We start from the raw sequence: 21,018 nt of genomic DNA, 5'->3' as shown, positions 1-21,018 counted from the left end.
CTTGTTGCGGGACTCCCGGTTACGGGCCGCGAGTTGGTCGTCGGCCGGGTAGCCGACCTCTTCCAGGGTCAGACCATGGGGGCGTACGACATGGACCGCGGAGTCGCGCAGCCCGGCGGAGAGCACCTTGGCGGGCCAGTCCGGCGGGCGGTGACCGTCGCCGACGAAGAGCAGCGCGCCCACCAGCGAGCGCACCATGTTGTGGCAGAAGGCGTCCGCCCGCACCGTGGCCGTGATCACGCCGTCCGCCCCGCGCACCCAGTCCAGCCGCTGCAGGGTGCGGATGGTGGTGGCACCGTCGCGCTTCTTGCAGTACGCGGCGAAGTCGTGCTCTCCCAGGAGCCGTGTCGAGGCCGCGTTCATGGCCTCCACGTCCAGCGGCCAGTCGTGCCACAGCACATGGCCGCGCAGCAGCGGGTCGACCCCGCCGGGGTGGTCGGTGACCCGGTAGGCGTAGCGCCGCCAGATCGCGGAGAAGCGGGCGTTGAACCCGGACGGGGCCTCGGCGACCTTCCAGACCCGTACATCATGGGGCAGCCGGCCGGCCAGCCGCCGCAGCAGCTTGTCCCGGTGCTCGGCCCACAGCGCCTCGGGCAGATCCACGTGCGCCACCTGGCCGCGGGCGTGGACCCCCGCGTCGGTGCGCCCCGCGACGGTCAGCTCGAAGGTCTCCGCGGAGCGCGTCACCGTCCGCAGCGCGCTCTCCAGCTCGCCCTGTACGGTGCGCCGCTCGCGCTGCTTGGCCCAGCCCGAGAAGTCCTTGCCGTCGTAACTCAGATCCAGCCGGACCCGTACGAAACCGGGCGCCGCCTCGTCACTCACCCAACCGTTCCTCTCCATGCGGAACGGGCCCGCTCCCAGTATCTGGGGGCGGGCCCGTCCGTACGACGAAAGCCGTCGGAACGCCTCAGGCGTCCTTCGACTCCTCGGCCTCGGCCTCAGCCGGAGCCTCGGCGGCCTCGGCAGCCGGGGTCTCCTTCTTGAGGTCCGCGGCGGCCTGGTCACCGGCAGCGTCCTTGGCGGTGCGCTTGGTGGCGGCCTCGGCCTCGCCGACCGCCTCCTGCTGCACGGTCAGCGCCTCGACCAGCTCGATGACCGCCATCGGGGCGTTGTCGCCACGGCGGTTACCGATCTTGGTGATGCGGGTGTAGCCACCCGGCCGGTTCTCGTAGCGCGGCCCGATCTCGGTGAAGAGGGTGTGCACGACGCTCTTGTCGCGGATGGTCTGGAGCACCAGACGGCGGTTGTGAAGGTCGCCCTTCTTCGCCTTGGTGACCAGCTTCTCCGCGACCGGGCGCAGGCGGCGGGCCTTTGCCTCGGTGGTGGTGATCCGGCCGTGCTCGAACAGCGCGGTGGCGAGGTTCGCCAGCAGGAGCCGCTCGTGCGCGGCGCTACCGCCCAGACGGGCGCCCTTGGTGGGCTTCGGCATTGGTGTTTCTCCTCGATGTCTGCACCGGCCGTATCAGGTACCGGTGTCAGTTACCGGCGAGCGGCCGCCCGCCGGACATTCTCGTCGCCCGCCGCACGGACTCGATCAAGCTCAGCAAGATCAAGCCCGTCCGGCGACTGAGGACAGCGCCTCAGCCCCAGCGGCGGGGCAGCGATCAGTACTGCTCGGTCTCGACGAAACCCGCATCCGCGTCGTCATCGGCGCCGAAGGCGTCAGCGGCGGCGGTCGGGTCGAATCCGGGCGGGCTGTCCTTGAGCGCGAGGCCCATACCGGCCAGCTTCGCCTTGACCTCGTCGATCGACTTGGCGCCGAAGTTCCGGATGTCGAGCAGGTCCGCCTCGGACCGCGCCACGAGCTCACCCACGGAGTGGATGCCCTCGCGCTTTAGGCAGTTGTACGAACGAACGGTGAGCTCGAGCTCCTCGATCGGCAGCGCCAGGTCGGCGGCGAGAGCGGCGTCCGTCGGGGACGGGCCCATGTCGATGCCCTCGGCGTCCACGTTCAGCTCGCGGGCCAGGCCGAACAGCTCGACCAGGGTCTTACCGGCCGACGCCATGGCGTCACGCGGCCGCATGGCCTGCTTGGTCTCGACGTCGACGACCAGCTTGTCGAAGTCGGTGCGCTGCTCGACACGGGTCGCCTCGACCTTGTAGGTGACCTTGAGCACCGGCGAGTAGATCGAGTCGACCGGGATCCGGCCGATCTCCTGGCCGACCTGCTTGTTCTGCACGGCGGAGACATAGCCGCGACCGCGCTCGACGGTCAGCTCCATCTCCAGCTTGCCCTTGCCGTTCAGCGTGGCCAGGACCAGGTCGGGGTTGTGCACCTCGACACCGGCCGGCGGCGCGATGTCGGCGGCGGTGACCAGACCCGGGCCCTGCTTGCGCAGGTACATCACGACCGGCTCGTCGTGCTCCGAGGAGACGACCAGCTGCTTGATGTTGAGGATCAGGTCGGTGACGTCCTCCTTGACGCCCGGCACGGTGGTGAACTCGTGCAGGACCCCGTCGATCCGGATGCTGGTGACAGCCGCACCGGGGATCGAGGAGAGGAGCGTACGACGCAGGGAGTTTCCGAGGGTGTAGCCGAAGCCCGGCTCCAGCGGCTCGATCACGAACCGGGAGCGGAACTCGTCGACGACCTCTTCGGTCAACGAGGGACGCTGAGCGATCAGCATGGGTTTGCCTCCAGTCTTCGGCGCCCGCTATTTGACGCCGAACCCTTCAATGGTACGGGCGGTACGCGCCAAACGGCTCCGTACCGCCCGACCCTCACATCAGCCGGCTACGCCGGCGGGCCTCGCTACTACTTGGAGTAGAGCTCGACGATCAGCTGCTCCTGCACCTGGGTGTCGATCACCTGGCGCTCGGGCATGGAGTGCACGAGGATCCGCAGCTGCGACGGGATGGCCTCCAGCCACGCCGGCACGGTGCGCTCGCCCGCCTCGGCCTGAGCCACCTGGAAGGGGGTCAGGGTCCGGGACTTCGGACGGACCTCGATGATGTCGTTCACGGTGACGCGGGCCGACGGGATGTCGGTCTTGCGGCCGTTCACATTGATGTGGCCGTGGCGGACCAGCTGACGGGCATGGTCGCGGGACTTGGCGAAGCCGGCCCGGTAGACCACGTTGTCGAGCCGGGTCTCGAGGATGCGAAGAAGGTTCTCACCGGTCTTGCCGGTCTTCTTGTTCGCCTCCGCGTAGTAACCACGGAACTGCTTCTCAAGGACGCCGTAGATGCGGGTCGCCTTCTGCTTCTCACGGAGCTGCAGCAGGTACTCGCTGTCCTTGGTGCGCCCGCGACCGTGCTCACCCGGGGGGTAAGGACGGATCTCGATCGGGCACTTCGCGCTCTCGCACTTGCTCCCCTTGAGGAAGAGCTTCTGCTTCTCCCGACGGCAACGCTTGCAGTCGGCCCCGGTGTAACGCGCCATTGTTTCTGTTGTCTCCTACTTCAGCCGGTCAGACACGCCGACGCTTGGGCGGGCGGCATCCATTGTGCGGAGTCGGAGTGACGTCCTGGATCGAGCCCACCTCCAGGCCGGTGGCCTGGAGCGAGCGGATCGCGGTCTCACGGCCGGAGCCCGGACCCTTGACGAACACGTCGACCTTGCGCATGCCGTGCTCCTGCGCGCGGCGGGCGGCCGACTCGGCGGCCATCTGCGCGGCGAACGGAGTGGACTTGCGCGAGCCCTTGAAGCCGACGTGGCCGGCCGAGGCCCAAGAGATCACATTCCCGGTCGGGTCCGTGATCGAGACGATGGTGTTGTTGAACGTGCTCTTGATGTGAGCGTGCCCGTGGGCGACGTTCTTCTTCTCCTTGCGGCGCACCTTCTTGGCGCCGGCCGTCCTGCTCTTCGGAGGCATTCTCGAAATCTCCCGTGGAGGTGGTCGGTCCTACAGCTCGGACCGCTTGTCAGCGTCCGGTGCGGACTACTTCTTGCCCGGCTTCTTCTTGCCGGCGATCGCGCGACGCGGGCCCTTGCGGGTGCGGGCGTTGGTCGACGTGCGCTGGCCGTGGACCGGAAGGCCGCGGCGGTGGCGCAGACCCTGGTAGCAGCCGATCTCGACCTTGCGGCGGATGTCGGCCTGGATCTCGCGACGGAGGTCACCCTCGGTCTTGATGTTGTTGTCCACGTACTCGCGGATCTTGACCAGGTCCTCTTCGGCCAGGTCGCGAACGCGGGTGTCCGGGCTCACACCGGTGTTGGCGAGCGTCTGCTGGGCAAGGGTGCGACCGATGCCGAAGACGTAGGTGAGGGCGACCTCGACGCGCTTTTCGCGCGGGAGGTCAACGCCTGCGAGGCGTGCCATGAATCTGGCTCCAGATGGTTGTCGGAGGTCTTCCGCAGCACCACTCCCGGCCGCAGTACGGAACGGCTCCCGGGTCCCCGGCCTCCGACCGGGGGTGTCGTCCCCGCGGGGCGGGAACGGGTGACTGCGTATGTACGCAAAGTTATGACGTCGCGCGAAGATACTGCGAGTGGTGCAGGATTTCGGCCGGTGTGCGTCAGCCCTGGCGCTGCTTGTGGCGCAGGTTGTCGCAGATGACCATGACCCGGCCGTGGCGGCGGATCACCTTGCACTTGTCGCAGATCTTCTTGACGCTCGGCTTGACCTTCATGGGTGTGAGGTTCTCCGGGTCGTGAGATCTACTTGTAGCGGTAGACGATCCGTCCGCGCGTGAGGTCGTACGGAGACAGCTCCACGACCACCCGGTCATCGGGCAGGATGCGGATGTAGTGCATACGCATCTTGCCGCTGATGTGCGCGAGGACCTTGTGACCGTTCTGAAGCTCCACCTTGAACATCGCGTTCGGCAGAGACTCGATCACGGTGCCCTCGATTTCGATGGCGCCTTGCTTCTTGGCCATGTCCTGCTTTCGGGATCGGCTACCTTGATCGGCTCGCGACATGCGGGAGGGCAGGCGAGAGCCGACGTGTCAGTCTACGTCAGGGCATCCCGAAACACGAATCGGGGGCATCATGCCCCGATTTTGAGATCTTTACGCCCCGGAGATCGTCAGACGGAGATCGTCAGGCCAGCGGGTCGGGCGCGGTCTCCACGCCCAGCTCGGCCAGCTTGGCCTTGCCACCGTCCACGGCGGTCAGCACCAGCGGGCCCTCCTCGGTCAGCGCGACCGAGTGCTCCCAGTGGCTGGACCAGGTGCCGTCGTCCGTCTTGACCGTCCAGTCGTCGGCCAGCACATGCGTCTTCGCGGTGCCCAGGCTCACCATGGGCTCGATCGCGATGCAGAAGCCGGGGACCAGCCGGGGGCCCTTGCCGCGCTTCTTGGAGACGTAGTTCAGCAGATGCGGGTCCATGTGCATCTGGGTGCCGATGCCGTGGCCGCCGTAGTCCTCGATGATCCCGTACTTGCCGGAGGCCGGGCGGGGCTGGCGGCGGATGTAGCCCTCGATCGCCTTGGAGATGTCGACCAGCCGGTGGCCCTTGCGGACCGCCGCGATCCCGGCCCACATCGACTCCTCGGTGACCCGGCTGAGCTCGTACAGCTCCGGGGCGTGGCCGGTGCCCACGAAGGCGGTGAAGGCGGCGTCGCCGTGCCAGCCGTCCACGATCGCGCCCGCGTCGATGGAGATGATGTCGCCGTCCTTGAGGACGGTCTCCCGGTCCGGGATGCCGTGCACCACGATGTCGTTCACCGAGGTGCAGATGGTGGCGGGGAAGCCGCCGTACCCCAGGAAGTTCGACTTGGCGCCGTGGTCGGCGATGACCTTACGGGCGACGTCGTCCAGGTCCTTGGTGCTGGCGCCGGGGACGGCCGCCGCCCGCGTCGCCTCGTGAATGGCGGCGACGACCAGTCCCGCCTCACGCATCTTCGCGATCTGCTCGGGAGTCTTGATCTCCACCATCACTCAGCCTTCCGCGGTCCAACGATTCTGCTCAACAGTACGGCCGCGATGCCCCGGACGGGGCATCGCGGCCGATGACAGGTCTGTTCTCTAGGCCGCCTTGGCCGCCAGGGCGTCCATCGCCCGCTGCGTGACCTCGGACACCTTGCCGAGCGCCGAGATCGTCACGACCAGGCCCTTGGCCTTGTAGTAGTCGATGATCGGCTCGGTCTCCCGGTGGTAGACCTCCAGTCGTTTGCGGACCGTCTCCTCGCTGTCGTCCTCGCGCTGGTACAGCTCGCCCCCGCAGACGTCGCACACGCCCGGGACCTTCGGCGGCTTGTACTCCACGTGGAACGTGTGCGAGCTGTCATTGCGGCAGGTACGACGGCCCGCGATGCGCTTGATCACCTCGGACTCGGGGACCTCCAGGTCCAGCACCGCGTCCAGCGAGACCCCGCGCTCCGCGAGATAGGCGTCCAGGGCCTCGGCCTGGATCTGGTTCCTCGGGAACCCGTCCAGCAGGAAGCCCGACTGCGCGTCCTCCTGGTCCAGCCGGTCCTCCGCCATGCCGATGGTGACCTCGTCCGGTACCAGCTGTCCGGCCCGCATGTACTCCTGTGCCTGCTTGCCGAGGGGGGTGCCCTGGCTGATGTTCGCGCGGAACAGGTCGCCGGTGGAGATATGCGGGATCGACAGCTTCTCGGCGAGGTACGCGGCCTGCGTACCCTTGCCGGCTCCCGGAGGCCCGACGAGGACGATTCGCATCAGCGGAGGAACCCTTCGTAGTGTCGCTGCTGAAGCTGGCTCTCGATCTGCTTCACAGTCTCCAGGCCGACACCCACGATGATCAGGATGCTCGTGCCGCCGAACGGGAAGTTCTGATTGGCCTTGAGCGTCACCAGCGCCACCGTGGGCACCAGGGCGATCAAGCCCAGATAGAGCGCACCGGGCCACGTGATGCGGTTCAGCACGTAGCTCAGATACTCCGCGGTGGGACGACCAGCCCGGATACCCGGGATGAACCCACCATACTTCTTCATGTTGTCGGCAACTTCTTCGGGGTTGAAGCTGATGGCGACATAGAAGAATGCGAAGAAGACGATCAGCAGGAAGTACGTGGCGATGTAGACCGGGTGGTCGCCCCTGACGAAGTTCTGCGAGATCCAGGTCGCCCAGCCGGCCTTTGAATTGGAGAACTGGACGATCAGCGCCGGGATGTACAGCAGCGATGAGGCGAAGATCACGGGGATCACACCCGCCTGGTTCACCTTCATCGGGATGTAGGTGGACGTACCGCCGTACGAGCGACGGCCGATCATGCGTTTGGCGTATTGCACGGGGATCCGGCGCTGGGCCTGCTCGACGAAGACCACCAGGCCGACCATGGCCAGACCACAGAGGATCACCAGGCCGAACTCCAGCCAGCCGCCCATGATCTTGCCCTGCTGCTTGATGCTCCACATCGCGCTCGGGAAACCGGCGGCGATGGAGACGAACATCAGGATCGACATGCCGTTGCCGATGCCGCGGTCGGTGACCAGCTCACCGAGCCACATGATCAGCGCCGTGCCCGCGGTCATCGTGATGACCATCACGGCGGTGGTGAAGATCGAGTCATCCCGTACGATCTGACCGCCGACCGGGCAGCTCTGGAAGAGCGAGCCGCTGCGGGCGGTGGCCACCAGGCCGGTGCCCTGGAGGATCGCCAGCGCGATGGTCAGATAGCGGGTGTACTGCGTGATCTTCCCTTGACCGGCCTGGCCCTCCTTCTTGAGGGCCTCAAGGCGCGGGATCACCACGGTCAGCAGCTGCAGGATGATGCTCGCCGTGATGTACGGCATGATCCCTAGCGCGAAGATGGTGATCTGGAGCAGTGCGCCACCACTGAACATGTTGACCAGGCCGAACAGCCCCTGCTGGCCCTTGGCGAGGTCCATGCACGTCTGGACGTTCTTGTAGTCGATGCCCGGGATCGGGATATGTTGCCCGAGCCGGAAGAGCACGATGATGCCCAGCGTGAACAGCAGCTTCTTGCGCAGGTCGGGCGTCTTGAACGCCCGGGCGAACGCGGTGAGCACGGTGCCTCCTGCGCCCCCCGCGTCGCTTCGCGAGAGGTGACGGTCTTGAGGATCGACGGATACTTATCAGCCAGGACCCGCGCGGAGACGTACCGCGCGGAAGGTAACAACGCCAGCCACCTTACCGGCGACCCGGCCCCGCTTGGAACGACCAACCGGGGATGCCCCGTATCTGGGGCACCCCCGGTCAGAAACGCACCGTGCTCAGACGAGCTCGGTGACGGTGCCACCGGCGGCGGTGATCTTCTCCTTGGCGGAGCCGGAGACGGCGTCGACCGTCACCTGGAGCGCCACGGAGACCTCACCGGAGCCCAGCACCTTGACGAGCTGGTTCTTGCGAACCGCACCCTTGGCGACCAGGTCGGCCACCGTGACCTCGCCACCCTCGGGGTAGAGCGCGGCCAGCTTGTCCAGGTTCACGACCTGGTACTCGGTGCGGAAGGGGTTCTTGAAGCCCTTGAGCTTCGGGAGCCGCATGTGGAGGGGCATCTGCCCACCCTCGAAGCGCTCCGGAACCTGGTAGCGGGCCTTGGTGCCCTTGGTGCCACGACCAGCGGTCTTACCCTTGGACGCCTCACCACGACCGACACGGGTCTTGGCGGTCTTGGCGCCCGGGGCGGGCCGGAGGTTGTGGACCTTCAGCGGGTTGTTCTCCGCCATGTCAGTCGACCTCCTCGACCGTCACGAGGTGCCGCACGGTCTGCGCCATGCCGCGGAACTCGGGGCGGTCCTCCTTGACGACCACGTCGCCGAGCTTCTTCAGCCCGAGCGAACGCAGAGTGTCGCGGTGGTTCTGCTTGCTGCCGATGTACGACTTCGTCTGCGTGATCTTGAGGCGGGCCATGCTCACACACCCACCCCGGCACGCGCCCGCAGCAGAGCGGCGGGAGCGACGTCCTCGAGCGGCAGCCCACGGCGGGCCGCGATCTCCTCGGGGCGCTGAAGGCCCCGCAGAGCGGCCACCGTGGCGTGCACGATGTTGATCGGGTTCGACGAGCCGAGCGACTTGCTCAGCACGTCGTGGATGCCCGCGCACTCCAGCACGGCACGCACCGGGCCACCGGCGATCACACCGGTACCGGGCGACGCCGGCTTCAGCAGCACGACACCCGCGGCCTCCTCACCCTGGATGGGGTGCGGAATGGTGCCGGCGATCCGGGGGACCTTGAAGAAGTGCTTCTTGGCCTCCTCCACGCCCTTGGCGATCGCGGCCGGCACCTCCTTGGCCTTGCCGTAACCGACACCCACGGTGCCGTCACCGTCGCCCACCACGACCAGCGCGGTGAAGCTGAAGCGACGACCACCCTTCACAACCTTGGCGACGCGGTTGATCGCGACAACACGCTCGACGTAAGCGGTCTTCTCGGCGGCAGCGCCACCGTCCCGCCGGTCCTTCCGGTCCCGCCGCTCGCCGCCACCGGCGCCGCCACCGCGGCGCTGGGGTCCAGCCATTGGATTTACCTCTCTCGTTTCCGCTTTGCGTTGGAACCGGGGCTCAGAACTTCAGCCCGGCCTCGCGGGCGGCGTCCGCCAGAGCGGCGATGCGCCCGGCGTACTTGTTGCCACCGCGGTCGAACACGACGGCCTCGATGCCCGCGGCCTTCGCCCGCTCGGCCACCAGGGCGCCGACCTGCTGCGCCTGGGCGCTCTTGTCGCCCTCGGCCGCCCGGATGGAGCTGTCCAGCGTCGACGCCGAGGCCAGGGTGTGGCCCGCGATGTCGTCGATGACCTGCGCCACCATGTGACGGTTGGACCGCGTCACCACGAGGCGGGGGCGGACCGGCGTACCGGAGACCCGCTTGCGGACGCGGATGTGACGCCGCTTGACGGCAGCGGCCTTGCGAGCGTTGCCCTTGGCGATCTTCACACCGTATGCCATGGCTTACTTACCAGCCTTTCCGACCTTGCGGCGGATGACCTCGCCCGCGTACTTCACGCCCTTGGCCTTGTACGGGTCGGGCTTGCGCAGCTTGCGGATGTTCGCGGCGACCTCGCCGACCTTCTGCTTGTCGATGCCCTCGACGCTCAGCTTGGTCGGGGACTCCACCTTGAAGGTGATGCCCTCCGGGGCCTCGACCAGGATCGGGTGGCTGTAGCCCAGGGAGAACTCCAGGTTGGAGCCCTTGGCCTGGACGCGGTAACCGACACCGCTGATCTCGAGCGCCTTGCTGTAGCCCTGGGTCACGCCGGTGATCATGTTCGCCACCAGCGTGCGCGACAGGCCGTGCAGGGCCTTGTTCTGACGCTCGTCGTTCGGGCGGGTGACAACGAGGGCGTTGTCCTCACCCTTGGCGACCTCGATCGGCGCGGCGACGGTGTGCGAGAGAGAGCCCTTGGGACCCTTCACGGCGACCGTGCGGCCATCGATGGTGACGTCCACACCAGCGGGAACCTGGATGGGCAGCTTGCCAATGCGCGACATGTGCTTCCTCCGTTCCCTGGTTACCAGACGTAGGCGAGGACTTCCCCACCCACGCCCTTCTTGCCGGCCTGCTTGTCGGTGAGGAGCCCGTGCGACGTGGAGATGATCGCCACGCCCAGGCCGCCGAGCACCTTCGGCAGGTTGGTGGACTTTGCGTAGACCCGCAGGCCCGGCTTCGAGATCCGCTTGATGCCGGCGATCGAGCGCTCGCGGTTCGGACCGAACTTCAGCTCGAGGATGAGGTTCTTGCCGACCTCGGCGTCCTCGACCTTCCAGCCGGTGATGTAGCCCTCCTGCTGGAGGATCTCCGCGATATGCGACTTGATCTTGCTGTGGGGCATCACGACGGAGTCGTGGTACGCCGAGTTCGCGTTTCGCAGACGCGTCAGCATGTCTGCGATCGGATCGGTCATGGTCATGATGGCCTTCGGCCTCTCTCGCCGGGGTTTCCTGTATGCGCCATCCCTCTCACCCGCTCAGTGGCGGGCACGGGTGCGGCGCGGGGACCTACGGCGTAGTAAGGATTCTGGGCGGCGAGCGCCCAACCCTTCCACTCTACGGGAGCGGACGGGCGGGCCTCGCCATCCATTTGCTTACCGAGAGCCCGGTATCAACCCGTTGGGGTTGTTACCAGGAGCTCTTGGTCACGCCCGGCAGCTCGCCGCGGTGAGCCATCTCACGGAGGCACACGCGGCACAGGCCGAACTTGCGGTACACGGAGTGCGGACGTCCGCAGCGCTGGCAGCGCGTGTACGCACGCACGCCGAACTTGGGCTTGCGGGCGGCCTTGGCAATGAGAGCCTTCTTCGCCACGGCTCACGCCTCCTTGAACGGGAAGCCGAGGTGACGCAGCAGGGCGCGGCCCTCTTCGTCATTGGTCGCCGTGGTCACCACGGTGATGTCCATACCCCGGACGCGGTCGATCTTGTCCTGGTCGATCTCGTGGAACATGACCTGCTCCGTGAGACCGAAGGTGTAGTTGCCCCGGCCGTCGAACTGCTTCGGCGACAGACCGCGGAAGTCGCGGATGCGCGGCAGCGCGAGCGACACCAGACGGTCCAGGAACTCCCACATGCGGTCACCGCGGAGGGTGACGTGGGCACCGATCGGCTGGCCCTCACGCAGCTTGAACTGCGCGATGGACTTACGGGCCTTGGTGACGGCGGGCTTCTGGCCGGTGATCGTGGCGAGGTCGCGGATGGCGCCCTCGATCAGCTTGGAGTCGCGGGCGGCGTCGCCCACACCCATGTTGACCACGACCTTGGTCAGACCCGGGATCTGCATGACGTTCTCGTAGGAGAACTGCTCCTGCAGCTTGCCCTGGATCTCTTCGCGGTAGCGCGCCTTGAGGCGCGGTGCAGTGGTGGTGGCAGTCATCAGATGTCCTCACCGGTCCGCTTGGCAACGCGGATCTTGTTGCCCTCGTCGTCGAAGCGGTATCCGACGCGGGTGACGACCTTGTTGCCGTCCTTCTCCACCACGAGCTGCACATTGCTCACGTGGATCGGGGCCTCGGTCGTCACGATGCCGCCGGTCTTCGAACCACGAGCGGTCTGTCCGGCCTTGGTGTGCTTCTTGACCCGGTTGACACCCTCGACCAGGACACGGTCCTCGCGCGGGAAGGCCGCGATGACCTTGCCCTGCTTGCCCTTGTCCTTACCGGTGATGACCTGGACCAGGTCGCCCTTCTTGATCTTCATCGGTTACAGCACCTCCGGCGCGAGCGAGATGATCTTCATGAACTTCTTCTCGCGCAGCTCACGGCCCACCGGGCCGAAGATACGGGTGCCACGGGGGTCGCCATCGTTCTTGAGGATGACGGCCGCGTTCTCGTCGAAGCGGATGTACGAACCGTCCGGGCGGCGGCGCTCCTTCACGGTGCGCACGATGACCGCCTTGACGACGTCACCCTTCTTCACGTTGCCACCGGGGATCGCGTCCTTGACGGTGGCGACGATGACGTCACCAATGCCCGCGTAGCGGCGACCGGAGCCACCGAGAACACGGATGCAAAGGATCTCCTTCGCGCCCGTGTTGTCGGCGACGCGCAGTCGCGACTCCTGCTGGATCACGTCTATCTCCTGATCGTCTGCCGGTTCCCGGCGGGCCGTGCGCAAAACGTTTTGCGCACGGCCCGCCAAGCCTGGCGGAACTGTCCTGCGGGGGAATCCCCGCAGGAATTACTTGGCCTTCTCGAGGATCTCGACGACGCGCCAGCGCTTGGTCGCGGACAGCGGCCGGGTCTCCATCAGGAGGACGCGGTCGCCGACACCCGCGGCGTTCTGCTCGTCGTGCGCCTTGAGCTTGTTGGTACGGCGGATGACCTTGCCGTACAGCGCGTGCTTGACGCGGTCCTCGACTGCGACGACGACGGTCTTGTCCATCTTGTCGCTGACGACCAGACCCTCACGGGTCTTGCGGAAGCCGCGGTTCTGCGTTGCGTTCTCAGTCACATTCGTCTCGCTCATCAGGCGCTCTCCACCGTCTCGATGCCGAGCTCGCGCTCCCGCATCAGGGTGTAGATCCGGGCGATGTCCTTGCGGACGGCCTTCAGCCGGCCGTGGTTCTCGAGCTGTCCGGTCGCCGCCTGGAAGCGGAGGTTGAACAGCTCTTCCTTGGCCTCACGCAGCTTGCCAACGAGGTCCTCGTTGTTCAGCTCACGCAGCTCGGACGCCTTGGTACCGGCCGCCATCACGACTCACCTGCCTCGCGCCGAACGATCCGGCACTTCATCGGGAGCTTGTGAGCAGCGCGGGTGAGCGCCTCACGCGCAGTCTTCTCGTTCGGGTAGGACAGCTCGAACATCACCCGACCGGGCTTGACGTTCGCGATCCACCACTCCGGCGAGCCCTTACCGGAACCCATGCGGGTCTCGGCAGGCTTCTTCGTCAGCGGACGGTCCGGGTAGATGTTGATCCAGACCTTGCCGCCACGCTTGATGTGGCGGGTCATCGCGATACGAGCGGCCTCGATCTGACGGTTGGTGACGTACGCCGGGGTGACGGCCTGGATGCCGTACTCGCCGAACGCCAGCTCCGTACCGCCCTTGGCCATGCCGGACCGCTTGGGGTGGTGCTGCTTGCGGTGCTTGACCCTGCGAGGGATCAGCATGGGGTCAGCTCTCCTTTCCGGCTGCGCTGGGCTCGGCCGCCGCCGCGGCGGGCGCCTCGGCCTTGCCGGCCTCGGCGGGCGCGGCGGACTGCTGCGGCTTACGGCCGCGGCCACCGCGCTCGCCACCACGGCGCTGCGGGCGGTCGCTGCCACCACGCGACGGGCGGTTGCCGGCGCGGGCGGCGGCGTTCTCGGCGCGGACCTCGGCGATGTTCTTCACGTCGCCCTTGTAGATCCACACCTTGACGCCGATGCGGCCGAAGGTGGTCTTGGCCTCGAAGAAGCCGTAGTCGACGTTCGCGCGGAGCGTGTGCAGGGGCACACGGCCCTCGCGGTAGAACTCCGAGCGGGACATCTCGGCGCCGCCGAGACGGCCACCACACTGGATCTTGATGCCCTTGGCACCGGCCTTCATCGAGCTCTGCATCGACTTGCGCATCGCACGACGGAAGGAGACGCGGGAGGACAGCTGCTCGGCGACGGCCTGGGCCACCAGCTGAGCGTCCACCTCGGGGTTCTTCACCTCGAGGATGTTGAGCTGCACCTGCTTGCCGGTGAGCTTCTCCAGCTCGCCGCGGATACGGTCGGCCTCCGCGCCGCGGCGGCCGATGACGATGCCCGGCCGGGCGGTGTGGATGTCGACGCGGACGCGGTCACGGGTGCGCTCGATCTCCACCTTGGAGATACCGGCGCGCTCCATGCCCTTCGTCATCATCCGGCGGATGGCGACGTCTTCCTTGACGTAGTCCTTGTACAGCTTGTCGGCGTACCACCGCGACTTGAAGTCGGTGGTGATGCCGAGCCGGAACCCGTGCGGGTTTACCTTCTGGCCCATTACCGGGTTCCTTCCTTGCTGCTGACGACCACGGTGATGTGGCTGGTCCGCTTGCGGATCCGGTAGGCGCGGCCCTGGGCGCGCGGACGGAACCGCTTCAGGGTCGGGCCCTCGTCGACATAGGCCTCGGAGATGACGAGGCTGTCGGCGTCGGTGTGGTCGTAGTTGTGCGCGGCGTTGGCGATGGCGCTGTCCAGCACCTTGCCGACCGGCACGCTCGCGGCCTGCGGGGCGAAACGCAGGACCGCCTGGGCCTCCGTGGCACTCATGCCACGGATGAGGTCCACCACGCGGCGGGCCTTCATGGGCGTGACGCGGATGTACCGCGCCTGGGCCCTGGCTTCCATGGTTGTCCCTTCGGTGTCTGTCATGAGTCTTTTCCGCTGATCAGCGACGACGCGACTTGCGGTCGTCCTTCTCATGGCCGCGGAAGGTGCGGGTCGGCGCGAACTCGCCGAGCTTGTGGCCGACCATCGACTCGGTGACGAACACCGGGACGTGCTTGCGGCCGTCGTGCACCGCGATCGTGTGGCCGAGCATGGCCGGGACGATCATCGAGCGGCGGGACCAGGTCTTGATGACGTTCTTGGTGCCTGCTTCGTTCTGCGTGTCCACCTTCTTGATCAGGTGGTCGTCGACGAAGGGCCCCTTCTTGAGACTGCGCGGCATCTAAACCCGCTCCTAGCGCTTCTTGTTCGTCTTGCGGCGGCGGACGATGTACTTGTTGCTGGCCTTCTTCGGCGAGCGCGTACGGCCCTCCTTCTGACCCCACGGCGAGACCGGGTGGCGACCACCGGAGGTCTTGCCCTCACCACCACCGTGCGGGTGGTCGACGGGGTTCATGACCACACCACGAACGGTCGGGCGGACGCCCTTCCAGCGCATGCGGCCGGCCTTGCCCCAGTTGATGTTCGACTGCTCGGCGTTGCCGACCTCGCCGACAGTGGCGCGGCAGCGGACGTCGACCAGGCGGATCTCACCGGACGGCATGCGGAGGTGGGCCATGGAGCCCTCCTTCGCCAGCAGCTGCACGGAGGCACCCGCGGAGCGGGCGAACTTCGCGCCGCCGCCGGGCCGCAGCTCGATGGCGTGGAGCGTGGTACCAACCGGGATGTTGCGCAGCGAGAGGTTGTTACCGGGCTTGATGTCGGCGCCGGGGCCGTTCTCGATCCGGTCGCCCTGCGTCAGGCCGCGCGGCGCGAGGATGTAGCGCTTCTCGCCGTCGGCGTAGTGCAGCAGCGCGATGCGCGCGGTGCGGTTGGGGTCGTATTCGATGTGCGCGACCTTCGCCGGGACGCCGTCCTTGTCGTGACGGCGGAAGTCGATCACGCGGTACGCACGCTTGTGACCGCCACCCTGGTGGCGGACCGTGATGCGGCCGGCGTTGTTACGACCACCCTTGCTGTGCAGCGGGCGGACCAGCGACTTCTCCGGCGTGGACCGCGTGATCTCGACGAAGTCGGCGACGCTGGAGCCACGACGGCCCGGGGTCGTCGGCTTGTACTTGCGGATACCCATTTCTCAGTCCTCGGAAGATTCCGGACTTCTGGACGTTCCGATCTCCGTTAGGAGACCGGGCCGCCGAAGATGTCGATGCGGTCGCCCTCGGCGAGGGTCACGATGGCGCGCTTGGTGTCCTTGCGCTTGCCGAAACCGGTGCGGGTGCGCTTGCGCTTGCCCTGGCGGTTGATCGTGTTGACCCCGGTGACCTTGACCGAGAAGACCGCCTCGACGGCCTGCTTGATCTGGGTCTTGTTCGCGCGCGGGTCGACGATGAACGTGTACTTGTTCTCGTCCAGCAGCGCGTAGCTCTTCTCCGAGACCACCGGCTTGACGAGGATGTCGCGGGGGTCGGTGAAGGTCTTGCTGGTGACAGCGGTCGCCTCACTCATCAGGCGGCGCTCCCTTCGGTCTTCTCAGCGGCCTTGGGACCAGCCACGAAGGACTCGAAGGCGGCCTTGGTGAAGACCACGTCGTCGGAGACGAGCACGTCGTACGTGTTCAGCTGGCCCGGCTCCAGGATGTGCACCTGGGGCAGGTTGCGGGCGGACAGCCACGCGGCCTCGTCGCTCCGCTCGGCGACCAGGAGCACGTTCTTGCGCTCGCTGATCCTGCCCAGCAGGGCCTTCGCGGCCTTGGTGGAGATCTCACCGTCGACCACGCCGGTCACGACGTGGATGCGCTCGTGACGCGCCCGGTCGGAGAGGGCACCGCGCAGCGCGGCGGCCTTCATCTTCTTCGGGGTGCGCTGGCTGTAGTCGCGCGGCACGGGGCCGTGCACGACGCCACCGCCGGCGAACTGCGGCGCACGGGTCGAGCCCTGGCGCGCGCGGCCGGTGCCCTTCTGGCGGTACGGCTTCTTGCCACCGCCGCGGACCTCACCACGGGTCTTGGTCTTGTGCGTGCCCTGGCGGGCAGCGGCCAGCTGGGCGACGACGACCTGGTGGATCAGCGGAACGCTGACCTGCGCGTCGAAGATCTCCGCGGGGAGTTCGACGGTCCCGGCCTTGTCGCCTGCCGGCGAAAGGATGTCAATGGTGCTCATCGGTTACCTCAGGCCCCCTTGGCCGCGGTACGGACCAGGACGAGGCCGCCGTTCGGACCAGGAACCGCTCCCTTGATCAGGAGCAGACCCTTCTCCGCGTCAACGGCGTGGACGGTCAGGTTCTGGGTGGTGACCCGCTCATTGCCCATGCGGCCGGCCATGCGCAGGCCCTTGAACACGCGGCCCGGGGTGGCGCAGCCACCGATGGAGCCCGGCGAGCGGTGCTTGCGCTGGGTGCCGTGGCCGGCGCCGAGGCCGCCGAAGCCGTGGCGCTTCATGACACCGGCGGTGCCCTTGCCCTTGCTGGTGCCGGTCACGTCGACCTTGACACCGGACTCGAACACCTCGGCCGTGACCTCCTGGCCGAGCGTGTACTCACCGGCGTCGGCGGTACGCAGCTCCACCAGGTGGCGGCGCGGGGTCACATCCGCCTTGGCGAAGTGGCCCTTGAGCGGCTTGTTCACCTTGCGCGGGTCGATCTCGCCGAAGGCGATCTGGACGGCGCTGTAGCCGTCCGCGTCATCGGTGCGGACCTGGGTCACGACGCAGGGACCGGCCTTGACGACGGTGACCGGGACGACGCGGTTGTTCTCGTCCCACACCTGCGTCATGCCGAGCTTCTCGCCCAGGACGCCCTTGATCTGCTTAGCCATCTCGCGCGTCACCTCAGAGCTTGATCTCGATGTCGACGCCCGCCGGCAGGTCGAGACGCATCAGCGAGTCGACGGTCTTCGGCGTGGGGTCGAGGATGTCGATGAGGCGCTTGTGCGTACGCATCTCGAAGTGCTCGCGCGAGTCCTTGTACTTGTGCGGCGACTTGATGACGCAGTACACGTTCTTCTCTGTGGGCAGCGGCACCGGGCCCGCGACCGACGCACCAGTGCGGGTCACCGTCTCGACGATCTTCTTCGCCGAGGAGTCGATGACCTCGTGGTCGTAGGCCTTGAGCCGGATGCGGATCTTCTGTCCCGCCATGGCTACTTCGTAGTCCTGTCTCTCGTAACGCTCTGGGACCCGGTGGCGTTCGCGTCCTCCTCCACCCCACTTCCGACCCACGCGGTCGGGCGTGTCGCAGTCCCTCTCATAAATCTCCACACGGAGATCCCTGGTGAAGGGGGCTGCTGGGGGAGAAAGTCACCCACCGGGCGCCTGGCTGGGGCCCCGCTGACGCTTCCCGGAAGATTCCCGTACTTCCGCCCCTGATCAGGGGCGACGAGTACCGTGGGACTCGCTTCCAGTCCTCCCGGCGAGAGGCGCGCAGCATCGGCACTCAACCGAGCAACCTGGCTAGTGTGCCATAGCGGCTGCTCCGGACGCCAATCAGGGGCCCGGAAGCGTACCCCTCACGGGGCGCGCTTCAAACTCGGCGCGCATCGCCACGCAGCGGAGGCCGGGGCACGGTCCTCACGTGCGAGTGTGAGATCCGGGACGTCACCCGATGTGACGCGGCGCACAGCAGGGCACACACCCCCAACCGGTCACCCTCCCCGCACGTCTGTCTCCAGGGGAACACACGACACACTCGCACTCCGGGGCACCGGCATGCTCATGCGGCATGCGCACGCGGCCGATTCACCCGCCCCGCCGACACCCCTGGAAGCGCCCCCCATGATCTCCACCGCGCAGGCCCCCGGCCCGTCCACCTCACCACCAGGACGCCGGGGGCGCACCACCCGGAGCGCCCGCCCCCGGAACGTGGCGGTGGCACTGGCCGCCGGTGCGGCCCTGATCGCCGGGGTCGTGTTCGCGTTACGCGACGTCGACGGCGACGGCAAGGGCGCGGCCCGCGCCACGGCCCCGGCAGCCCTGCCGCCCGACGCCATCTCGGCCACCTCCAGACCTCGCCCCGGCTCCCCCACCGCCGCGACCGGCGAGTTCGTCACCGCGAAGTCCTCCGGCGCGGTGATCGGCAAGGGAAACGATCCGCGGCGGTTCAAGGTCATGGTGGAGAAGGGCACCGGCGTCGACGCGAAGCGGGCCGCGGCCGAGATCTCGGCGATCCTCGCCGACAAGCGCGGCTGGACCAACGACGGCATCCACTCCTTCCAGCTGGTCGCCGACGGCCCCTCCGACTTCGAGGTGAAGATCGCCACCCCGGACACGGTCGACGAGATCTGCGGCGCCGCGGGCCTGGACACCCATGGCGAGGTCAACTGCGACGCCGGCTCCCAGATCATGGTCAACCTCAAACGCTGGAACACCGGCTCGCCGGAGTTCTCCGGCCCCATCAACGGCTACCGGGCACTGATCGTCAACCACGAGGTCGGCCACCGCATCGGCCACGGCCACGAGACCTGCCCCGGGAAGGGCAAACGGGCGCCGGTGATGATGCAGCAGATATACGGGCTCAAGGGCTGCGTCGCGAACGAGTGGCCCTACGGTGCGAATGGCAGGTACATCGGGGGCCCGGCGGTCCCGTGACGACTACATGTGATCGATTTGGGTCTCGGTAGCGCCCCTATGTGCGGCAAAGCCGCACATAGGGAGGAACCGAACGGCGCGAGGTTGACGGCCGCCGAGTGATCAGCGCTCAGCGGCGTACGTCACGAAGCGGGTCCACGCGTCCGGCGTGAACGCGAGCCGGGGGCCCTGGGGGGCGGCTTTGGAGTCGCGGACGTGGATGGTGCCGGGGGTGGCGGCGACCTCAACACAGGCAGGACCATCGTCCGTGCTATAGCTGCTCTTCATCCATGCGACCTCGACGCAGTCGGGGCCGTCGGCTGTGCTGTAACTGCTCTTTATCCACTCATTGGGCTTGAGGCTCATGTCTCTCCCAGCACTTTCTCGATGAAGGCCAGTGACTCCCGTGGTGTGAGAGCCTGCGCCCGGATGATCCCATAGCGGACGTCGAGGATTCGGGTCTCTTTGGGGTTAGCAACCACGCGGCTGAAGAGCTGCACTTCCGTGTGCCCGACCAACGTGCCGTCCTTCAGCTTGAGCAACCGGAACGGACCGTCGACGCCAGAGTTCTCCTCGCGGCTCAGCGGCAGGACCTGAAGATCCACGTTGCGCAACCGGCCGATTTCCAGGAGACGTGCGAGCTGCCGTCGCATCACCATTCTGCCGCCAAGAGGGCGGCGTAGCGTCGACTCGCACTGCACGAAGTTGAAGACAGGACGCGCCGGCGCGCCATCAAACACCGCCTGGCGAGCCAATCGCGCAGCTACCCGCCTCTCCACCTCTTCCTCAAGGAACGCCGGACGGCGATCGCCGAACACCGCCCGCGCATACTCCTCAGTCTGCAAGAGCCCCTGGATGACCGAGTTGTTGTAGGCGCACAGCTCGACCGCCTCCGACTCCAACCGCGCCAGATCCCGTACCTTCTTCGGATACCGCGCCTCCGCGACATCCTTCTTCATCGCCGCGATCTTGCCGCCCGCCCCCAGGACCTCATCCGCCTTGTCCAGGAACTCCGGCCGGGGAATGCGCCGCGCCCGCTCGACGGCCGAAACCAGCTCCTCCCCGTAACCGATCGCCGCCCCCAACTCCGCCTGCCGCAGCCCCGCTGCCTCGCGCCACAGCTTGATCTGACGGCCGACCGCTCGCATCACGGCACCGCTGTCGTCTTCTTCCAGCCCCTGGTCCTCACTCATGCGTGCCCCACCTCCGAGGTCTGTTCCTGCCCAACGCCGCTGCCCGGGGCGCGTCACGGCGTACGGGCCGGACAGAGCCGGCCCCGCCCCGGACGCTCACCATCCGTAGCGGCGTCGCTACTTTTCAGCCTATGTGGGCTTGGCCACGCTGAGTGATGTGAGCCAACAAATCACCCGAACAGACACTTCCGTTTCCGCGTCCGAAGCGCTCCACTTCACCGTGTTGCTGTCCGCCACCCGCAAGGGCGCGCGCCTCGCCCGGCTGCTCGCGACCGAGCGGCTGCGCTCGTGGGGGCTGCCGTTCGAGACGGCGGCGTTGATCATCGCCGAGCTGGCCGCGAACGCCGCGCTGCACGGCCGCGTACCGGGCCGGAACTTCCGCCTCACCCTCAGCGCTACCGACGACGTACTCCGCGTCGAGGTGCGAGACCCCCGCGTGGAGCGACTGCCGAGCCTCCGCCCGAAAGACGGCGTGAGCGACCCCGGCGAAAACGGCCACGGGCTCCTGCTCGTCGAGGAGCTGGCGAACCGCTGGGGCGTCGTGCCCGAGCTGATCTGCAAGACGGTCTGGGCCGAACTCGCCCTCCGCCGCTGACGTCGTCCGCCCGCACCGGCGTCCGGCTTCACGGG

36 protein-coding genes are annotated in these 21,018 nt (G+C 67.4%); 2 read left to right on the top strand and 34 right to left on the bottom strand.

Annotation, left to right across the window (positions count from 1 at the left end):
• The 32 genes from truA to rpsJ all read right to left on the bottom strand — a co-directional run.
• Positions 1–822 (bottom strand): tRNA pseudouridine(38-40) synthase TruA (truA, locus tag GWI24_RS19300; RefSeq protein WP_210947170.1); only part of this gene is annotated, 822 nt, incomplete at its 3' end.
• 85 nt (positions 823–907) lie between these two features.
• Positions 908–1,429 (bottom strand): 50S ribosomal protein L17, encoded by a 522-nt coding sequence (gene rplQ, locus GWI24_RS19295; RefSeq protein ID WP_210947169.1) that lies wholly within the window; start codon positions 1,427–1,429, stop codon positions 908–910.
• A 175-nt stretch (positions 1,430–1,604) separates the two neighbouring features.
• A complete protein-coding gene (locus tag GWI24_RS19290; RefSeq protein WP_138914399.1) occupies positions 1,605–2,627 on the bottom strand; it encodes a DNA-directed RNA polymerase subunit alpha in 1,023 nt (340 codons plus the stop codon).
• Between the two features lie 128 nt (positions 2,628–2,755).
• Positions 2,756–3,382 carry a 30S ribosomal protein S4 gene (gene rpsD, locus GWI24_RS19285; protein WP_044571646.1) on the bottom strand — a complete coding sequence of 209 codons (627 nt, stop codon included), beginning with the start codon at positions 3,380–3,382 and terminating at the stop codon, positions 2,756–2,758.
• 28 nt (positions 3,383–3,410) lie between these two features.
• Complete coding sequence (gene rpsK / locus GWI24_RS19280) at positions 3,411–3,815, bottom strand: 30S ribosomal protein S11 (protein ID WP_009715860.1); 405 nt, start codon at positions 3,813–3,815, stop codon at positions 3,411–3,413.
• 66 nt (positions 3,816–3,881) lie between these two features.
• Positions 3,882–4,262, bottom strand: coding sequence for a 30S ribosomal protein S13 (rpsM, locus tag GWI24_RS19275; RefSeq protein ID WP_046086854.1), 381 nt, complete (start codon positions 4,260–4,262; stop codon positions 3,882–3,884).
• Positions 4,263–4,458: 196 nt separating this feature from the next.
• Positions 4,459–4,572: a 50S ribosomal protein L36 gene (gene rpmJ, locus GWI24_RS19270; protein ID WP_003956441.1), complete on the bottom strand. Its 114-nt coding sequence runs from the start codon at positions 4,570–4,572 to the stop codon at positions 4,459–4,461.
• A 28-nt stretch (positions 4,573–4,600) separates the two neighbouring features.
• Positions 4,601–4,822 carry a translation initiation factor IF-1 gene (gene infA / locus GWI24_RS19265; RefSeq protein ID WP_003956442.1) on the bottom strand — a complete coding sequence of 74 codons (222 nt, stop codon included), beginning with the start codon at positions 4,820–4,822 and terminating at the stop codon, positions 4,601–4,603.
• Between the two features lie 163 nt (positions 4,823–4,985).
• A complete protein-coding gene (gene map, locus GWI24_RS19260) occupies positions 4,986–5,822 on the bottom strand; it encodes a type I methionyl aminopeptidase (protein ID WP_210947168.1) in 837 nt (278 codons plus the stop codon).
• Between the two features lie 90 nt (positions 5,823–5,912).
• Positions 5,913–6,569 carry an adenylate kinase gene (locus GWI24_RS19255; protein ID WP_210947167.1) on the bottom strand — a complete coding sequence of 219 codons (657 nt, stop codon included), beginning with the start codon at positions 6,567–6,569 and terminating at the stop codon, positions 5,913–5,915.
• Positions 6,569–7,882 carry a preprotein translocase subunit SecY gene (gene secY, locus GWI24_RS19250; RefSeq protein ID WP_210947166.1) on the bottom strand — a complete coding sequence of 438 codons (1,314 nt, stop codon included), beginning with the start codon at positions 7,880–7,882 and terminating at the stop codon, positions 6,569–6,571. The genes GWI24_RS19255 and secY overlap by 1 nt, the downstream gene beginning before the upstream one ends.
• Positions 7,883–8,086: 204 nt before the next feature.
• Positions 8,087–8,542: a 50S ribosomal protein L15 gene (gene rplO / locus GWI24_RS19245; RefSeq protein ID WP_051573167.1), complete on the bottom strand. Its 456-nt coding sequence runs from the start codon at positions 8,540–8,542 to the stop codon at positions 8,087–8,089.
• Between the two features lies 1 nt (position 8,543).
• Positions 8,544–8,726: a 50S ribosomal protein L30 gene (gene rpmD / locus GWI24_RS19240; RefSeq protein WP_037952898.1), complete on the bottom strand. Its 183-nt coding sequence runs from the start codon at positions 8,724–8,726 to the stop codon at positions 8,544–8,546.
• A gap of 2 nt (positions 8,727–8,728) precedes the next feature.
• Entirely contained in the window at positions 8,729–9,334 is a 606-nt protein-coding gene (gene rpsE, locus GWI24_RS19235) for a 30S ribosomal protein S5 (protein WP_020869250.1), read from the bottom strand.
• A 43-nt stretch (positions 9,335–9,377) separates the two neighbouring features.
• Entirely contained in the window at positions 9,378–9,761 is a 384-nt protein-coding gene (rplR, locus tag GWI24_RS19230; protein WP_020869251.1) for a 50S ribosomal protein L18, read from the bottom strand.
• A 3-nt stretch (positions 9,762–9,764) separates the two neighbouring features.
• On the bottom strand, positions 9,765–10,304 hold the full coding sequence (rplF, locus tag GWI24_RS19225; protein ID WP_020869252.1) for a 50S ribosomal protein L6: 540 nt from the start codon (positions 10,302–10,304) through the stop codon (positions 9,765–9,767).
• Between the two features lie 20 nt (positions 10,305–10,324).
• Positions 10,325–10,723, bottom strand: a complete 399-nt coding sequence (rpsH, locus tag GWI24_RS19220; RefSeq protein ID WP_210947165.1) for a 30S ribosomal protein S8 — start codon at positions 10,721–10,723, stop codon at positions 10,325–10,327.
• A gap of 208 nt (positions 10,724–10,931) precedes the next feature.
• Positions 10,932–11,117, bottom strand: coding sequence for a type Z 30S ribosomal protein S14 (locus GWI24_RS19215; RefSeq protein ID WP_003956452.1), 186 nt, complete (start codon positions 11,115–11,117; stop codon positions 10,932–10,934).
• A gap of 3 nt (positions 11,118–11,120) precedes the next feature.
• On the bottom strand, positions 11,121–11,681 hold the full coding sequence (gene rplE / locus GWI24_RS19210; RefSeq protein ID WP_020869255.1) for a 50S ribosomal protein L5: 561 nt from the start codon (positions 11,679–11,681) through the stop codon (positions 11,121–11,123).
• Complete coding sequence (rplX, locus tag GWI24_RS19205; protein ID WP_014054173.1) at positions 11,681–12,004, bottom strand: 50S ribosomal protein L24; 324 nt, start codon at positions 12,002–12,004, stop codon at positions 11,681–11,683. The genes rplE and rplX overlap by 1 nt, the downstream gene beginning before the upstream one ends.
• Positions 12,005–12,007: 3 nt before the next feature.
• Positions 12,008–12,376, bottom strand: a complete 369-nt coding sequence (gene rplN / locus GWI24_RS19200; protein ID WP_003998823.1) for a 50S ribosomal protein L14 — start codon at positions 12,374–12,376, stop codon at positions 12,008–12,010.
• Positions 12,377–12,484: 108 nt separating this feature from the next.
• On the bottom strand, positions 12,485–12,772 hold the full coding sequence (rpsQ, locus tag GWI24_RS19195) for a 30S ribosomal protein S17 (protein ID WP_014054172.1): 288 nt from the start codon (positions 12,770–12,772) through the stop codon (positions 12,485–12,487).
• Complete coding sequence (rpmC, locus tag GWI24_RS19190; protein ID WP_009715874.1) at positions 12,772–12,996, bottom strand: 50S ribosomal protein L29; 225 nt, start codon at positions 12,994–12,996, stop codon at positions 12,772–12,774. Before rpmC ends, rpsQ begins: the two co-directional genes overlap by 1 nt.
• Positions 12,996–13,415, bottom strand: coding sequence for a 50S ribosomal protein L16 (rplP, locus tag GWI24_RS19185; RefSeq protein ID WP_014178774.1), 420 nt, complete (start codon positions 13,413–13,415; stop codon positions 12,996–12,998). Before rplP ends, rpmC begins: the two co-directional genes overlap by 1 nt.
• A 4-nt stretch (positions 13,416–13,419) precedes the next feature.
• Positions 13,420–14,250 carry a 30S ribosomal protein S3 gene (gene rpsC, locus GWI24_RS19180; RefSeq protein WP_037952894.1) on the bottom strand — a complete coding sequence of 277 codons (831 nt, stop codon included), beginning with the start codon at positions 14,248–14,250 and terminating at the stop codon, positions 13,420–13,422.
• Positions 14,250–14,597, bottom strand: coding sequence for a 50S ribosomal protein L22 (gene rplV, locus GWI24_RS19175; protein WP_014054168.1), 348 nt, complete (start codon positions 14,595–14,597; stop codon positions 14,250–14,252). The genes rpsC and rplV overlap by 1 nt, the downstream gene beginning before the upstream one ends.
• 40 nt (positions 14,598–14,637) lie before the next feature.
• Positions 14,638–14,919: a 30S ribosomal protein S19 gene (gene rpsS, locus GWI24_RS19170; RefSeq protein WP_020869258.1), complete on the bottom strand. Its 282-nt coding sequence runs from the start codon at positions 14,917–14,919 to the stop codon at positions 14,638–14,640.
• Positions 14,920–14,931: 12 nt separating this feature from the next.
• Positions 14,932–15,768, bottom strand: coding sequence for a 50S ribosomal protein L2 (rplB, locus tag GWI24_RS19165; RefSeq protein WP_059148971.1), 837 nt, complete (start codon positions 15,766–15,768; stop codon positions 14,932–14,934).
• A 47-nt stretch (positions 15,769–15,815) separates the two neighbouring features.
• Positions 15,816–16,142, bottom strand: a complete 327-nt coding sequence (gene rplW, locus GWI24_RS19160; RefSeq protein ID WP_210947164.1) for a 50S ribosomal protein L23 — start codon at positions 16,140–16,142, stop codon at positions 15,816–15,818.
• Positions 16,142–16,795 carry a 50S ribosomal protein L4 gene (gene rplD, locus GWI24_RS19155; protein ID WP_210947163.1) on the bottom strand — a complete coding sequence of 218 codons (654 nt, stop codon included), beginning with the start codon at positions 16,793–16,795 and terminating at the stop codon, positions 16,142–16,144. The genes rplW and rplD overlap by 1 nt, the downstream gene beginning before the upstream one ends.
• A gap of 8 nt (positions 16,796–16,803) precedes the next feature.
• Entirely contained in the window at positions 16,804–17,448 is a 645-nt protein-coding gene (gene rplC / locus GWI24_RS19150) for a 50S ribosomal protein L3 (RefSeq protein ID WP_020869262.1), read from the bottom strand.
• 13 nt (positions 17,449–17,461) lie between these two features.
• On the bottom strand, positions 17,462–17,770 hold the full coding sequence (gene rpsJ, locus GWI24_RS19145; RefSeq protein WP_003948644.1) for a 30S ribosomal protein S10: 309 nt from the start codon (positions 17,768–17,770) through the stop codon (positions 17,462–17,464).
• Positions 17,771–18,403: 633 nt separating this feature from the next.
• Here rpsJ and GWI24_RS19140 point away from each other — a divergent pair.
• On the top strand, positions 18,404–19,216 hold the full coding sequence (locus tag GWI24_RS19140) for a DUF3152 domain-containing protein (protein WP_247616580.1): 813 nt from the start codon (positions 18,404–18,406) through the stop codon (positions 19,214–19,216).
• Between the two features lie 102 nt (positions 19,217–19,318).
• Here GWI24_RS19140 and GWI24_RS19135 read toward each other — a convergent pair whose 3' ends face one another.
• On the bottom strand, positions 19,319–19,561 hold the full coding sequence (locus GWI24_RS19135; protein WP_210947162.1) for a DUF397 domain-containing protein: 243 nt from the start codon (positions 19,559–19,561) through the stop codon (positions 19,319–19,321).
• Positions 19,558–20,388 carry a helix-turn-helix transcriptional regulator gene (locus tag GWI24_RS19130; protein WP_210947161.1) on the bottom strand — a complete coding sequence of 277 codons (831 nt, stop codon included), beginning with the start codon at positions 20,386–20,388 and terminating at the stop codon, positions 19,558–19,560. The genes GWI24_RS19135 and GWI24_RS19130 overlap by 4 nt, the downstream gene beginning before the upstream one ends.
• Before the next feature lie 157 nt (positions 20,389–20,545).
• On the opposite strand from GWI24_RS19130, the gene GWI24_RS19125 reads away from it, so the two are divergent.
• On the top strand, positions 20,546–20,983 hold the full coding sequence (locus GWI24_RS19125) for an ATP-binding protein (RefSeq protein WP_210947160.1): 438 nt from the start codon (positions 20,546–20,548) through the stop codon (positions 20,981–20,983).
• Positions 20,984–21,018 lie beyond the last annotated feature (35 nt).

The organism is Streptomyces sp. MK37H (assembly GCF_018035285.1).
GTDB lineage: Bacteria > Actinomycetota > Actinomycetes > Streptomycetales > Streptomycetaceae > Streptomyces > Streptomyces endocoffeicus.
The sequence above is the reverse complement of the archived record's forward strand: the minus strand, read 5'-3'. Positions and strand labels throughout refer to the sequence as shown.